Source organism: Rummeliibacillus pycnus (assembly GCF_050459865.1).
Taxonomy (GTDB): Bacteria; Bacillota; Bacilli; order Bacillales_A; family Planococcaceae; genus Rummeliibacillus; species Rummeliibacillus pycnus_B.
Window position 1 is genome coordinate 105,443 of record NZ_JBCMNM010000048.1, and the last position, 14,599, is coordinate 120,041.

The 14,599-nt window shown below is 34.9% G+C and carries 16 protein-coding genes; 7 read left to right on the plus strand and 9 right to left on the minus strand.

Annotated features, from left to right (window positions below):
- Positions 1 to 56 precede the first annotated feature (56 nt).
- Positions 57 to 410, minus strand: a complete 354-nt coding sequence (locus tag ABE048_RS12255) for a DUF4870 domain-containing protein (RefSeq protein ID WP_430311555.1) — start codon at positions 408 to 410, stop codon at positions 57 to 59.
- Positions 411 to 777: 367 nt separating this feature from the next.
- Here ABE048_RS12255 and map point away from each other — a divergent pair, with 367 nt between their 5' ends.
- Positions 778 to 1,530 (plus strand): type I methionyl aminopeptidase, encoded by a 753-nt coding sequence (gene map / locus ABE048_RS12260; RefSeq protein WP_430311556.1) that lies wholly within the window; start codon positions 778 to 780, stop codon positions 1,528 to 1,530.
- A gap of 156 nt (positions 1,531 to 1,686) precedes the next feature.
- On the opposite strand, the gene ABE048_RS12265 is transcribed toward map, so the two are convergent.
- The gene (locus ABE048_RS12265) at positions 1,687 to 2,415 is read right to left on the minus strand and encodes a tryptophan-rich sensory protein (RefSeq protein ID WP_430311557.1); all 729 of its coding nucleotides are present in this window, start codon (positions 2,413 to 2,415) and stop codon (positions 1,687 to 1,689) included.
- A gap of 157 nt (positions 2,416 to 2,572) precedes the next feature.
- On the opposite strand from ABE048_RS12265, the gene ABE048_RS12270 reads away from it, so the two are divergent.
- Together ABE048_RS12270 and ABE048_RS12275 are read left to right on the plus strand one after the other, a co-directional pair.
- Positions 2,573 to 3,343, plus strand: coding sequence for a polyphosphate kinase 2 family protein (locus ABE048_RS12270; protein ID WP_430311558.1), 771 nt, complete (start codon positions 2,573 to 2,575; stop codon positions 3,341 to 3,343).
- Positions 3,344 to 3,418: 75 nt separating this feature from the next.
- Positions 3,419 to 3,964, plus strand: a complete 546-nt coding sequence (locus ABE048_RS12275; protein ID WP_430311559.1) for a GNAT family N-acetyltransferase — start codon at positions 3,419 to 3,421, stop codon at positions 3,962 to 3,964.
- 158 nt (positions 3,965 to 4,122) lie between these two features.
- Here ABE048_RS12275 and ABE048_RS12280 read toward each other — a convergent pair whose 3' ends face one another.
- The 3 genes from ABE048_RS12280 to ABE048_RS12290 form a co-directional block, all read right to left on the minus strand.
- Positions 4,123 to 4,683: a beta-class carbonic anhydrase gene (locus ABE048_RS12280; protein WP_430311560.1), complete on the minus strand. Its 561-nt coding sequence runs from the start codon at positions 4,681 to 4,683 to the stop codon at positions 4,123 to 4,125.
- 85 nt (positions 4,684 to 4,768) lie between these two features.
- Entirely contained in the window at positions 4,769 to 5,767 is a 999-nt protein-coding gene (gene mreBH, locus ABE048_RS12285; RefSeq protein ID WP_430311561.1) for a rod-share determining protein MreBH, read from the minus strand.
- A gap of 351 nt (positions 5,768 to 6,118) precedes the next feature.
- The gene (locus tag ABE048_RS12290) at positions 6,119 to 6,259 is read right to left on the minus strand and encodes a hypothetical protein (protein WP_430311562.1); all 141 of its coding nucleotides are present in this window, start codon (positions 6,257 to 6,259) and stop codon (positions 6,119 to 6,121) included.
- A gap of 409 nt (positions 6,260 to 6,668) precedes the next feature.
- Between ABE048_RS12290 and motA the strand changes: the two genes are divergently transcribed.
- Positions 6,669 to 7,472 carry a flagellar motor stator protein MotA gene (motA, locus tag ABE048_RS12295; protein ID WP_430311563.1) on the plus strand — a complete coding sequence of 268 codons (804 nt, stop codon included), beginning with the start codon at positions 6,669 to 6,671 and terminating at the stop codon, positions 7,470 to 7,472.
- The gene (motB, locus tag ABE048_RS12300; protein WP_430311564.1) at positions 7,456 to 8,271 is read left to right on the plus strand and encodes a flagellar motor protein MotB; all 816 of its coding nucleotides are present in this window, start codon (positions 7,456 to 7,458) and stop codon (positions 8,269 to 8,271) included. Before motA ends, motB begins: the two co-directional genes overlap by 17 nt.
- A 55-nt stretch (positions 8,272 to 8,326) precedes the next feature.
- On the opposite strand, the gene ABE048_RS12305 is transcribed toward motB, so the two are convergent.
- On the minus strand, positions 8,327 to 8,548 hold the full coding sequence (locus tag ABE048_RS12305) for a DUF1128 domain-containing protein (RefSeq protein ID WP_430311565.1): 222 nt from the start codon (positions 8,546 to 8,548) through the stop codon (positions 8,327 to 8,329).
- A gap of 165 nt (positions 8,549 to 8,713) precedes the next feature.
- Between ABE048_RS12305 and ABE048_RS12310 the strand changes: the two genes are divergently transcribed.
- Positions 8,714 to 9,073: a YtxH domain-containing protein gene (locus ABE048_RS12310; RefSeq protein ID WP_430311566.1), complete on the plus strand. Its 360-nt coding sequence runs from the start codon at positions 8,714 to 8,716 to the stop codon at positions 9,071 to 9,073.
- A 27-nt stretch (positions 9,074 to 9,100) separates the two neighbouring features.
- Positions 9,101 to 10,111 (plus strand): YihY/virulence factor BrkB family protein, encoded by a 1,011-nt coding sequence (locus ABE048_RS12315; protein ID WP_430311567.1) that lies wholly within the window; start codon positions 9,101 to 9,103, stop codon positions 10,109 to 10,111.
- Positions 10,112 to 10,152: 41 nt separating this feature from the next.
- On the opposite strand, the gene ABE048_RS12320 is transcribed toward ABE048_RS12315, so the two are convergent.
- The 3 genes from ABE048_RS12320 to ABE048_RS12330 form a co-directional block, all read right to left on the minus strand.
- Positions 10,153 to 12,054, minus strand: coding sequence for a heavy metal translocating P-type ATPase (locus tag ABE048_RS12320; RefSeq protein ID WP_430311568.1), 1,902 nt, complete (start codon positions 12,052 to 12,054; stop codon positions 10,153 to 10,155).
- Positions 12,055 to 12,317: 263 nt separating this feature from the next.
- Positions 12,318 to 13,853, minus strand: coding sequence for a fumarate hydratase (locus ABE048_RS12325; protein ID WP_430311569.1), 1,536 nt, complete (start codon positions 13,851 to 13,853; stop codon positions 12,318 to 12,320).
- 125 nt (positions 13,854 to 13,978) lie between these two features.
- Positions 13,979 to 14,167 carry an SE1561 family protein gene (locus ABE048_RS12330; RefSeq protein ID WP_430311570.1) on the minus strand — a complete coding sequence of 63 codons (189 nt, stop codon included), beginning with the start codon at positions 14,165 to 14,167 and terminating at the stop codon, positions 13,979 to 13,981.
- Positions 14,168 to 14,599 lie beyond the last annotated feature (432 nt).

Sequence of the window (14,599 nt, forward strand, 5' to 3'; positions counted from 1 at the left end):
TCCATTCTTTAAGCTTTTCTATATTTCACAATAATAAATACCGCAAATTTGAAACTTTAAACTCTAAGAACTTTTACACCTTGAATAATATTCCAAATAACAACGCCAAGTGATAGTACTACCTCTACGATGATAAAAACTAACCAAGCAATCACTAGGAATGCACTACTACTTGATTCATCCATCATGCTCATCTCATAACTAAACGGACTTGCTGCTATTAAAGCAATGAATAGAATTACCCCAATAATAGTGGGGATTAGTAAAAGAAGATGAGAGATGAATGCACGTTTTGCATGTCTTTTTACTTCTCCATCGTTAGCTGCAAAATAGACGATTAATGGTAAGATAAATCCGGCAAAAAATATACTAAAATAGCAAAGGGCTGACAGTACGCGATTATTATCCAATATTGACACCTCCATTACTATACATACGTATGGAAATGAGATAAAGATTCGTGTATACTTCATTTATTTTAGTGAATTAAATCAGTTTTTAAACATACCATGTTATCATTTATACGATTTAATTTAGCTAATAAATATTCTTCATCTATAGATGAGAAACAAAGTAATCATTGCAAGTAAAAAGGAAAGTGAATGTTAGACTTTTTATGATTATTGTTGATGTTTTTACAATTAATGTATCCTACTATTCGGTTTAAATAATGAAATTATCCTAGTGATATGCATACACTAATACACGCGAACGTAAATTTTGAAGAAATTGTGGTATAGTTAAGTGTAGATATTTAATGAGAAGGGATCGTTTGAAATGATTGCAAATACGCAACAAGAAATAGACGCTTTAATGAAAGCTGGTCGTGCAATGGCTGAAATTCGCGAAGCTATGAAAGCCGCAACAAAGCCAGGTGTGACAACAAAAGAATTGGATGATTTAGCTGGTCGTCTATTTGAGGAAAAAGGTGCTGTTTCAGGCCCTAAAGCAGAATATGATTTTCCAGGGTTCACTTGTATTAGTGTAAACGAACAAGTTGCACATGGTATCCCAGGTCATTACAAACTAAAAGCCGGAGACTTGATTAACATTGATGTTTCAGGTCATGTTGATGGTTATTATGCAGATACAGGTATTTCATTTATCGTAGGAGACGTTGACTTACCAGAGGTTCAAAAAATCTGTGACGTTGCTAAAAGTGCATTTGATCGTGCAATGACTAAAGTCAAAGCAGGTTCCCGTCTAAACCAAATCGGTAAAGCTGTTGAACGTGAAGCTCATGATCATGGCTTATCAGTAATTATGAACTTAACTGGTCATGGTGTAGGTCGTTCACTGCATGAAGAACCACAATACGTTTTAAATTACTTTGATGCTTGGGAACGAACAATTCTTAAAGAAGGAATGGTTCTAGCTGTTGAACCATTTATCTCACAAAAAGCAGAACACATCGTGGAAGCAGGTGATGGCTGGACTTTCATCACTCCAGATAAATCACTTGTAGCACAACTTGAACATACAATCATTGTGACGAATGGTGAACCAATCATTACGACAAAAATAGATTAAAAAAGAATTGGCTAAAAGTTTCTTTTGGCCAATTCTTTAAGGTAGTGTATTGAAGCAGGAGTAAATGCTCCGCAATGTACACAATAAGTATAAGGGGGTGTCTCTTATAAAGGGTAACAAAACACATTTAAGACACCTCTTCAAAGCTCTCTGAACTTATTCAGAGGGCTTTTGTTTTTTTATAAAAATAATACCGACCACTAATACACCACTCAAGAAAAGGGCAGCAGTCGTTACAAGTAATTCTTCAAAACCATTTTTAAATGCAATACCAATAAAAGCCCAAATATATACGATAGGGAAAAGTATATCATCATAATGGAAACGGATATGCAATGCTATTGCAGTTCCACATGTAAGTGTAATAACGGCCCATAAAGGATCGCTAAGTCCTAAAAAACTCCAATGATTATGAGTAAAGAGAAAGGCAATATTCATAAAAGTTACAATACTAACCCAAGCAAGGTACAACGATATTGGTAATCGCCCACCCCATGAACGATGCCAAGCAGGATATGTAAAATACAAACCTGTTAATGAAAGAAGCATTAAAATGATCGACAAAATAGACCATGTAAAAAATTCATAATGCCAAAGATAAATCCATAACATATTAAAGATAGAACTAGTTACAAACAATACTGTTTGTAATAGACTAATCTGAAATTTATTGCGATGATTTTTCCATAAAAGATAAATCCAATAGGCAAAAATAATATAAATAAATACTCTAATAATATAAACATACCTCGCTGGACTAAATAGGACAGTATAGCTATTGGAGATTTCACTTGTTGTATGACCATTTAGTGGAATCATATTAGCGGCTACACTAAATATAATCATTGCGATATAAACAATTGTAATGACGATTAGTCTGCCCAATAAAATCTCCTCCTTTGATTAGATTTATAAACAAAACTAATGATTGATTAAATCAGTCATCCATAAGTATACAATCGTTTTGCTCCAACAACAAATATCATTTTAGTGAACTTTGCCGTAATATGTTAATATGGAAGAAAAAAGGGAGCAGATAAAGGTGACTAAGCACATAGAAAATATGAATTTAGATAAACAGTTAGATGAAAATTTTTCCTACAAAAAAGAGTTAAAAAAGCTACAATTCGAGATGCTCAACATTCAGCAATTCCTTTTTAAGCATAATATTGGATTGATCATTGGCTTTGAAGGTATGGATGCAGCAGGAAAAGGTGGGGCTATTAAACGATTAACAGAACGTTTAGATCCACGTGGATATGTAGTGCATCCAATTGCTGCACCAACTCAAAGTGAACTAAAATATAACCATCTTTATCGATTTTGGAAACGCCTTCCCGCTCGTGGTCAAATCGGTATATTTGATCGTACATGGTATGGAAGGGTACTAGTAGAACGTATTGAGGGATTCGCTTCAAAGGATGAATGGGGACGTGCTTATGAAGAAATCAATCAATTTGAGAAATTATTAACGGATGATCATTTCATCCTAATGAAGTTTTGGATTCAAGTATCAAATGAGGAACAGTTAAAAAGATTTAAAGAACGTCAAGAAGATCCGTATAAAAAGTGGAAACTGACGGATGAAGATTGGCGTAATCGTGATAAATGGCCACTATACGTAGAAGCGGCTAATGATATGTTTGACAAAACAAATAAAAAAAATACTCCATGGATCTTAATTGAAGGAAATGATAAAAAATATGCGCGCATTAAAGTGTTAAAGGAAACGATTAAACATGTAAAAAAAGAATGTGCACGTTTTGGTCTACAAGTTACAGATCCTGCAGAGGCTACTGCTCAAGAAGTTTAGCAGTAATTATTATATAGCTGTATAAAGTAACTTAATAGCTTTACAATGCTATCACAAAGGGTGGGTATGGTTAGTATGGTATTTTTAGAGGGGCAGCGTTGTTATTTACGTACATTAGAAGTAGCGGATGTAACTCCATATACAGAGATGGTTGCTCGCAATATGCGTTACTGGTCTATTCATGAGCCATTGCATCCGCCTGAATACTACACTGAAAAAGTACAATTGAAGAAAATTCAAGATTCTACTCGACAGATGCATGCAAATCGTGAGTATAGTTTTGGTATTTTCGCTTCTGGGACGACCCAGATTGTTGGACATATTTCAGTATATTCGATTAGACGCCTACCTTTCTCAAGTGCATTTGTCGGTTATTCAATGGACGAAGTGCATACTGGAAAGGGGATTGTTTCTGAAGCACTTTCAATCGTTTCAAAGTTTGCATTTGAGGATTTATGTATTCATCGTTTGGAAGCATATGTTTCACCAAAAAATGTAGCTTCAGTACGAGTATTAGAGAAAGCGGGATTTCTAAGAGAGGGTTTACTACGAAAATTGCTATATATTAATGGTAAATGGCAAGATCATTATTTGTATGCATTAATGGAGGATGATTATTGAAAGGGAAAGGCCGCTTGGCGGAGATGGAGAAGTAATGTTCTCAAAATATTCAACGGAATGTAGAGAATTGTTGTCGAATTTCCCAGGAAATATGTCAGAATAACGTAAAAAGCGATTTCCTCAAATTTTAAGGAAATCGCTTTTTACTCTATCAATTTTTATTTGTTTCCATCAACTACAACATCTAAATGACCTGTTTTTGGGTCAATTACTAATCCATGGACAGGAATAGAGTCTAAAATTAAAGGATGATTTTTTATCAGTTCAACACTGTTACGAACGTTATCTTGAACATCATCAAAACCATGTAACCATTGATTTAAATCTACTCCTGAATAGTTAAGTATATCTAGTGTTTCTTGCTTAATTCCACGCTCCAGCATTTTTTGTAGCATTTTATCAGGGGCAACTGCACTCATACCACAGTCGTAGTGACCTACTACAAAAACTTCGTCTGCTTGAAGCTCATAAATTGCGACTAGTAAACTTCGCATGATTCCACCGAATGGATGGTTTAAAATTGCACCAGCACTTTTGACCATTTTAACATCCCCATTACGAAGATTCATCGCTTTAGGTAGTAATTCGACTAGACGGGTATCCATGCAAGTTAAAACTACAAAATGTTTATCAGGGTATTTACTTGTAATGTATGGCTCATATTTTTTTTCATTCACGAAGGATTCATTGAATGTAAGAATTTCATTTAGAATAGACATGCGTTCACTTCTCCTTTTCACTTCCCCTTTGCATTACATTACTAATTGTAAAATATCTATTCTAAAAAGAAAATATTGAATTGTTTTATTTTTTTAGTAAATGAATCGTATCTAATGCTTTTCCGGTACCTACTGCTACAGATTCCAATGGTTCAGGAGCTAAATGTACAGGTACGTCTAATACAATTGAAAGCCATTCAGTCATGCCTTTTAATAGAGAACCACCGCCAGTTAGTACTATCCCACGATCGACAATATCACCTGATAATTCTGGAGGACAGCTTTCTAGTGTTCTACGAATCAATTCTAAAATAGATAATAGACTTTCGTTTAAACAGTTTTGAATCTCAAGAGAAGATACTGTGATTGTTTTTGGAAGTCCAGTTACAATATCACGTCCGCGAATTATCATTGTTTCAGTTGGATGTTCAATCAATGCATAGCCAATTTCTTGTTTGATTTTTTCAGCGGTTGGTTCTCCGATTAAAACATTAAATTCTTTTCGAGCGTATTGAATAATTTCTTCATTCATACGATCACCACCAAGTTTCATCGTATTAGAAGTAACGACTCCACCAAATGAAATAATTCCGACTTCTGTTGTACCGCCACCTATATCTACGATGACACTTGCTATTGGATCACTAACAGGTAGTTCTGCACCGATTGCTGCTGCAACTGGTTCCTCGATTAAGTAAACTTCTTTTGCACCACATTGTTTAACAGCATCTTGTATTGCTAAACGCTCAACAGAAGTTGCTCCAGATGGTGTACATACAACGACAGTTGGTTTACGTAATGATGATCCCATTTTTTTTGATGCCTTTTCCATCATGGCTTTAATCATCGCTGTTGTCATATTAAAGTCAGCTATTACGCCATCTTTTAATGGACGCATTGCTTGGATTGACATAGGTGTTTTTCCAATCATTTCTTTAGCTTCTACCCCAGTAGCGATGATTTCGTTTGTGTTCGTGTTAAATGCTACAACTGATGGTTCATTTAAAATGATGCCCTTACTTTTTGTATATACTAACGTATTGGCTGTGCCAAGATCGATTCCAATTGATGTTGTCGAAAACATACGTAAAATTCCTCCTCTTAAGAAAACGGTTCTTTATCAAATGTTGGTAAGTTGGGGAATACACCTTCACATTTCAATTGCTGCTTGCTGAAATATGAGAATACCACAATAAATAGTATAGAACCTAAAAACCTTTAGTTACATAAGTATAAAGTATATTTTTTATATTAAGTATGTTATTTAATGGTATATAACAATTATTTCAGTTTAATATGAAAAGATAGTTGGTAGAAAAAGTAGATTAATGGAATTTATATAGTAGGAAAGATTTTGATTGTTATAGATTTGTTAAATAAATGTGAGGAGAATTTAAAAAAGAGCTCCTTGCAGTTTGCAAGGAGCTCTCCTATATTAGAATTTAGTTTTTGGTTTTGGATCTATGATATGTGAAGTAGAAGAATCAAGACCTACTCGTAAATAGTGTATTAATAAAGCACCTGTAATTAAAAGTAAACCCATCATTCCACCTACAATTGCAATAAATGATGCCATAATCGATAGCCCTCCCTAAAATTAAATATATTCATTATTAACTAGTATACATGATTCTAGCTTTTAAAATAAGGCTAAAATATGAATTCTATAAAATCTTACAATGATTTTATAGAACATTATTATCATAGCACATTTTACCGAAAAGAAAATGGTTATTTATAGTAACGACTATTGAGATTAGAATGCCCAGTTACCATTACGAAAAACAGCTTCTACTTGACCATCTTAAAAATACTAAAATAATTGTAACAATTTAAAAAAAATAAGCAAATGCGACAAATTTAAATAATATACTGTCTATTTTATGAATTTTCGTCAAATATCCTTTATTGTTCGACGCGAAATATTAACATTAAGAAAAAATGACCGAAATAATAACAAGAATGACGACTTTGGAGGTACTAAAATGGATTTATCATCAGTTGTGGGTCTAATAATGGGCGTCGTAGCAGTAGTTGTGGGTATGTACTTTAAAGGTGTGACTCCAGATGCGTTGCTTAACCCAGCAGCACTCTTAATTATTATCTTAGGGACAATGGCAACAATAACAATTGGGTTTCCTAAGAGTGAATTGAAAAGAATACCAAAACTATTCAAAATCATATTCACGGAGCAAAAGCTAGTAAGCGATGTAGAAATTATTAAAATGTTTTCTCAATGGGCAGATTTAGCGCGTCGTGAGGGATTACTAGCTTTAGAAGGTAAAGTTGCTGAAATTAACGATCCTTTCTTGAAAAACGGTTTAACTTTGGCTATTGATGGTCAAAATGCAGACTATATTCGCGATGTCTTAACTGAAGAAGTAGAAGCAATGGAAGAGCGTCATGGAAGTGGATCGCAAATTTTCACTCAAGCAGGTACATATGCACCAACATTAGGGGTACTCGGTGCAGTTGTTGGTTTAATTGCAGCGTTGAAAGATATGAGTGACATAGACAAATTAGCGCACGCCATTTCTGCGGCCTTTATTGCAACATTGCTAGGGATTTTTACAGGTTACGTTTTATGGCATCCGTTTGCTAATAAGCTTAGACGTAAATCTAGTATTGAAGCACGTCAAAAAATGATGATGATTGAAGGGATTCTTTCAGTTTTAGAAGGGGAGGCTCCTCGCGTAATTGAACAAAAACTTGCTTCATACTTAACAAAAGAAGAACGCCGACAAATTATGGATGAAAGCGGGGCGAGCGGCCTTGGCAAAGAAGACTAAAAGAAGAAAAAAACATGATGAAGAAATGTCAGAGGCATGGTTGCTTCCTTATTCCGATCTTCTTACACTATTATTGGCATTGTTTATTGTATTATTTGCAACTAGCTCTGTAGATGCTCAAAAGTTAGCTCAATTATCTGCAGCGTTTAATGCTGTGTTTGAGGGAGGTAGTGGGGTAATGGATAATCCTTCCCCAGTAGATCCAACAGACCCAAAAACTATATCGAATAGCAAAAACTCAGCTTATGTAGAAGACCAAAAATCGCTTTCTAAAATAAAAGGAAAAGTGGATGATTTTATAGCTGTAAACGAGTTAGAAAAACAATTCGAAACAAAGTTAACTGATGAGGGTCTTCTCGTTACAATTCGAGATAGTGTGTTATTTGATCCTGGTAAAGCAGATGTGAAAGAAGAACACAAAGCTACAGCAAAAGAATTGTCAAAACTTCTAGTATTTGAACCTAAAAGAAATGTAGTGATCACAGGGTACACAGATAATGTTCCAGAGCGTAATGGTGAGTTCTCATCGAACTGGGAACTAAGTGTAATGCGTGCAGTAAACTTTTTGACACTGATTGTAGATAATAATCCAAAATTAGACTCATCATATTTTAGTGCTAAAGGTTACGGAGAAAACAAACCGATTGCTTCAAACGATACAGCAGAAAATCGCGCTAAGAACCGTCGTGTAGAAGTACTAATTCAACCATTAGTGAAAAAAGATGGTACTTCAACAGATCCTTCTAGTCAGACGGATTTATCAAAACAATCAAATAAAGAAAATACAACAAAAGAATAATATAATTAGTATAGAAGCGGAAGCTGCTAGAGTTTGACTAGCAGCTTCCGCTTTACTATTTACGTAATGAGCCAAGTTCTGCAACGATTGCTTGCATTTCACTTGGACTAAAGGCTTGACGCTTCATTACCATTTCATACAAAAAAACTAACTCTTCGTAATTATTTGTATCAAAGTGTTCAGGTTTCATCGCATCTGCATTAACCATACGTAGCTTATCTTTAATTCCTTCAATCATGAAAGTTACATTTTCTGTAGATGGTTGTGTAAGATTCAAAGGGATTCCTCCTATCTTTTATTCCATTCATTTACTACAGTATCATTTCACGATGGCATTTGATTGTCAATTCTTATTTGTAAACTTTAAAAGAGGTTTGAAACTGTTTTACAAGCAAAGTAGTGGGGTATAATAATATATATAGATGTTTGGAGGAGGATAAATATGTCTAACAAATTAGTTACAGGTATCGCATTAGGCGCAGTTGCAGGTGCAGCATTAAGTATGTTGGATCGACGTACGCGTGAAACTACAACTAAAAGGGTGAAGCATTTTGTCATTGATGTGCAGTATTATGCATATAATCCTGAAGAATTAGTCGGCAAAATCCAATCTACAACTAACAAAGCTCAATCTATGTATCATACTTTTATGCATGACAAAGATTTCTATTTGGAAAAGATAAATGAGATTCAAGAATTAACTCCTCAAGTAAAGGAGATAGTTCTTGAGACAAAAGATGTATTTACAGCGGGTATTGAAAAAGAGAAGAATTCTCCCTCTGAATCAGTTATTCATCTATAAGTTACTCATACAAAGGGGGAATCCCTTATGGGGAAAAGTAGAAAACGTATGAAGCTTTATAGAAGATATAGTTTTTCAGGAAACTCCAAATCGATGTCAACTCGTAGGGGAGATAAATCATCTGAAATCTTCAATAAGATGAAACTTATGCATTTAGAAAAAAAAGATAAGCTAGATCAGAAATATGATGTCACAGAGCTAAAGGGATTTATTTTGGCATTTTTCCAAAGGTTGAAAGATGCGGATATTACAGGATTTGGTGCGCAATTAGCGTATTTCTTCCTATTATCGTTATTTCCATTGCTAATCTTCTTAATGACATTATTACCCTTTTTGGACTTTTCCGGGGATATCATATATATGATTCTGGAGAAAATGCTACCGAATGAAGTGTATACAATGGTTGAAGGAACGCTTACAGAGGTGCTTGAAAATCGTAATGGTGGGTTGCTATCAATTGGGGTAATCGGTACGATTTGGTCTGCGTCTAATGGCGTAAATGCGTTAGTGAAATCATTAAATCGTTCTTATGACAAAGATGAAACGAGACCATTTATAGTTGCAAGATTTATGTCTGTCGTGTTTACTTTAATGTTGATCATGCTAATTGTCGTCGCACTTGTCCTTCCAGTGTTCGGTGAACAAATTGGTTTGTTTTTATTTTCTGCATTTGGGTTTGAGGAAGACTTTTTAATCGTTTGGAATAAATTCAGATTGATCTTACCACCAATAGTAATCTTTATTGTCCTAACATTAATGTACTGGATTATGCCAAATATTAAATTGTATTTAAGAAGTGTGTTAATAGGAGCATTATTTTCTACAGTCTCGTGGTTGTTAGTATCCTATTTGTTTTCTTATTATATAAATAATTTTGCGAATTTTTCAGCTACATATGGTAGTATCGGTGGGATTATTATTCTTATGTTATGGTTGTATGTGACAGGAATAATATTAATGGTGGGTGGCCAAATAAATGCTATTACGCAACAAAGAAGAGAAATGCTAGAAAAGAAGAATAGAAATAAGAATAGATAAAAAACTTCTCGTCATTAAAGGCGAGAAGTCTTTTTATTTTATCAAATTTTCTTAAGCATTCTTAAGCTGTTTAAAATTACTAAAATCGTACTTCCTTCATGACCAACTACACCCAGTGGTAGATCTACTGCTTGTAAGAAGTTAGAAATAATTAATAATACGATAACGGAGATCGAGAAGATTACATTTTGCTTCACGATGGTTTGCATTTTACGTGATAGCTTTACAGCGTAAGCAATTTTGGAAAGGTCATTTTTCATCAATACAACATCTGCAGTTTCGAGAGCAACATCTGTACCTTCACCCATTGCAATCCCTGTAGTCGCAGTAGCTAGGGCAGGGGCATCATTAATTCCGTCACCGACCATACCAACATGATTGTATGTTTTCATTAAATCTTTAATATGATTAACTTTTGTTTCAGGTAAACATTCTGCGATGTAAGTATCAACACCAGCTTCTTTTGCAATTACCTTTGCTGTTTTTTCGTTATCGCCTGTTAACATCACAGTACGAATACCTAAGTTTTTCAATAGAGCAATAGCTTTTTTTGCCTCTTCTCGTACAGTATCTTTCATAGCAGCAAGTGCAACTATACCGTTATCATCTGCTAAAAAGACTATTGTTTTACCTTCTTCAGCAAGCTTAGGGGCAATACCCTTAGCAAATTTAAATGCATCATCTCTACCAACAAAATCGGATTTACCAACTTTGTAAGAGTGGTCTTCGACAGTTGCTTTTAATCCCCAACCGGGTACATCTTCAATTTGAGCTTGATGAAATGAATCAATACCACGTTTTGTAGCGAAAGCAGTGATTGCTTGAGCCAGAGGATGGTTTGATTTAGCTTCAATTCCAGCAATAATGGATAGAATTTGTTGTGCATCTTCACCTTCGCGTACGATAAAGTCAGTTACAACTGGTTTACCTTGCGTAAGTGTTCCTGTTTTATCAAATGCAATGGCTTTTAATACACTTAAATGTTCAATGTGTAGACCACCTTTGAATAATACACCGTTACGTGCGCCATTTGAAATAGCTGATAATGTTGCAGGCATAATAGAAGCAACGAGTGCACAAGGTGATGCTACAACTAGTAAGACCATGGCACGATAAAATGTTGTTGTCCAGTTCCAATCAAGTAAGAAGTGAGGGACAAACATCATAAGTGCAACTGTAGCTAAAACGCATTTAACATAAGTACCTTCAAAACGTTCGATGAATTGTTGTGAAGGTGATTTTTCGCTTTGGGCAGATTGTACAAGATCGATAATTTTTTGGAATAATGACTCTGAATTTGGTTTTGTCATTTCCATCGTAACAGCACCTGTCATATTAACAGTACCTGCAAACACATCTGCACCAACTAATTTTGTTACAGGGATGGACTCACCAGTAATAGCAGCTTCATCAATTGAAGTAGCACCTTCGATTATAACGCCATCTGTTGGTACTCGTTCACCTGGCTTGATTAGTAATCGATCACCTAAGCGTAGAGAAGCGACAGCTACACGTTCTGTTTCGCCGTTTTCTTTTATTAGCCAGGCCTCTTCTGGTTGTAAATCCATTAATGCAGAGATTTCTTTATGGCTCTTATTCATTGCGTAGGTTTCTAATGCTCCACTAACAGCAAAGATGAAGATTAGAATAGCACCTTCCGTCCAATATCCGATGATTGCAGATCCGACAGCTGCTAAAATCATTAAGAACTCAACATTCAGTTCTTTGTTGGTAATTGTTTCTTCAACGCCTTCTTTAGCTTTTGCAAAACCACCAATTATGAATGCTAATATATAGAAGATAATGGATGCAGTAGTTTCAACATTTTTACCTAATAACCAAGCAACCATGATTAAAACGCCAGAAAGAAGAGCCGCTATAAGTTCTGCATGTTCCTTTGTTTTCTCAATTAGATGATAACCATTCTCTTTTGTTATTTCCATTTGCAATACCTCCTGATAATGAAAATCAATATCAAAACCTTGATATATCTATTATTAATAACGGTTTAATGTTGTTGATAAAAATTTTAAAATCATTTCTAATTTAGAATTATTATAACATAGAGGGAGGGAGGTGAAAAGTATAATAATCGATATTTTGAATGGGTTTATGACAACTTATTGAAATGAGGAAGGGAGTGTGAAAAAAAGTTAATAAAAAACCTCTCCAAAATTTCTTTTAGAGAGGTTTAGTATCAGTTTTTTTAAAATACACGTTCAGCGTGTTCAGCTAATTTCTCTAGTGAACTTTTTTGAACATCAGCATGTAATGAGTTTCCATGAGAATCCATTGTAACAACGGCAGTGAAATCTTCAACACCTAAATGCCACATTGCTTCTGGAATACCAAATTCCATTAGGTCTACACCATCAACTGATTTAATGCAATCTGCATAATATTGAGCTGCACCACCAATTGCGTTTAAGTAAACGCCGCCATGTTCTTCAAGAGCTTTTAACGTTTTTGGTCCCATACCGCCTTTTCCCATAACTGCACGGATACCGAATTTTTTCATAATATCTCCTTGATATGGTTCTTCACGAATAGATGTTGTAGGGCCTGCTGCTTTAACAGTCCAGTTATCATTTTCGTCTTTTGCCATTACAGGACCACAGTGATATACGATTTGACCGTTTAGATCTACTGGGGCATCATGACTCATTAAATGATGATGAATTGCGTCACGACCAGTATACATACGGCCAGTGATTTTCACTACGTCACCAACGTGAAGAGAGCGAATTTGTTCTTCTGTAATTGGTGCACGAAGTTCAATAACTTCTTTTTTATCTTCTTTATCTGCATTTTGAGCTGCATCTTCAAATGCAATTTTTTCGCCTTCTTGATAATGCCAATTTTTGATTTCACCTGTAGTCGCATCAATATCAACAGCCATTCTGCGGTAAGCCCAACAGTTATATGCGACAGAAACATAGAAAGAAGCTGGAATACGGTTCATCACGCCGATTTTACAACCAAGTAGTGTTGCTTCACCACCAAATCCCATTGTGCCAATGCCCAATGTATTTGCTTTTTCTAATATGTAATCCTCTAATTTAGCAAGATCTGAATTTGGATTAATATCATCTACATTACGGAATAATTGTTCTTTTGCCAAATCATATCCAGAAGAACGATCTCCGCCAATACCAACGCCGATAAAGCCAGCTGAACAGCCTTGACCTTGTGCTTGATAAACAGAATGTAGGATACATTTTCGAATACCATCTAGATCACGACCTGCACGACCAAGTCCTTCAAGTTCGCAAGGTAAGCTGTATTGAATGTTTTTGTTCTCACAGCCGCCACCTTTTAGAATTAGCTTGATTTCGATATAATCATTTTCCCATTGTTCAAATTTCATAACAGGAACGCCTGCGCCTAAGTTGTCTCCGCTGTTTTTGCCAGTTAAAGAGTCCACTGAGTTTGGACGTAATTTTGCATCTTTTGTAGCTCGAACGATTGCTTGTTTAATTACTTCTTTGATTTCAAGTTGGTTTACGCCAACAGGAGTTTTAATTTTGAAAGTAGGAAGACCAGTGTCTTGGCAAATAGGTGAAACGTTATCATCTGCCATGAAAATATTGTTCGCGATTGTATCTAAGCTCATTGCGGCACGAGTACCAGCGTTTTCTGCGTCTTTTGCCTTTTTAATGGCACGACGAACGTCTTTTGGTAAGTTAGTAGAAGTTTCAGTCACTAAATTATAAATGCTTTGTTCTAGTGTATTTAGATTCATGGTAATAGCCCCCTCAAAAAGGTAATTTTTTAACCAATCCTATTATAACCTGTCCAAAACATGAAAAAAAGAGCGTATATAATATATACGCTCTTGTAAAAATTTCATAAGTAATAATTTGAGATTTAATTTTCAGGACGGTTTTTGAATTGTTCCATTTTGTCTTCTAAATCGTCCATCATTTCAATAAGGCGATCGATATCTTGTAAGTCTGCAGTTTCAGGATCCATAGCATCTAATACTTCTACGAAAATTTGCAGACGTTCTTTCAAATAAGTTACTTGTTGCTCTTTGTCCGTAATTGATTTGCTCATCGTTACACCTCATTTCATCATCACCATAGTAAACGATTTTATCAATTTTTTCAATTCTAAATCCAAAATTATAGGTCGAAAGAGTTATTTTAATTTTTTGTAAGTTAAGAAAATTTACAAAACTAAAGTAAAATGTTAATATGAGATTAACATAAAAGGAAGGAGGTAAAAGTGAGAAATCACCGGAATAGCAACCCATTCGTAGGAGTCCTCTTCCTTATTATGATGCCCAAATGTAGCACATCAATATGATAAAAGCTGGTAATGTATTTATTCCCAAGAGATTTATGTAAAATGTTTTCTGATAAAGAGACCTCTCTTAATTGGAAGTGATTCGTAAGGAATGTAATATGATTAACCGCTGCAAAGGGTATGGAACAGGAACCTATAGATTTGCAATATGAAGGAGGGAGTTAAACAGATTCTCGGTCC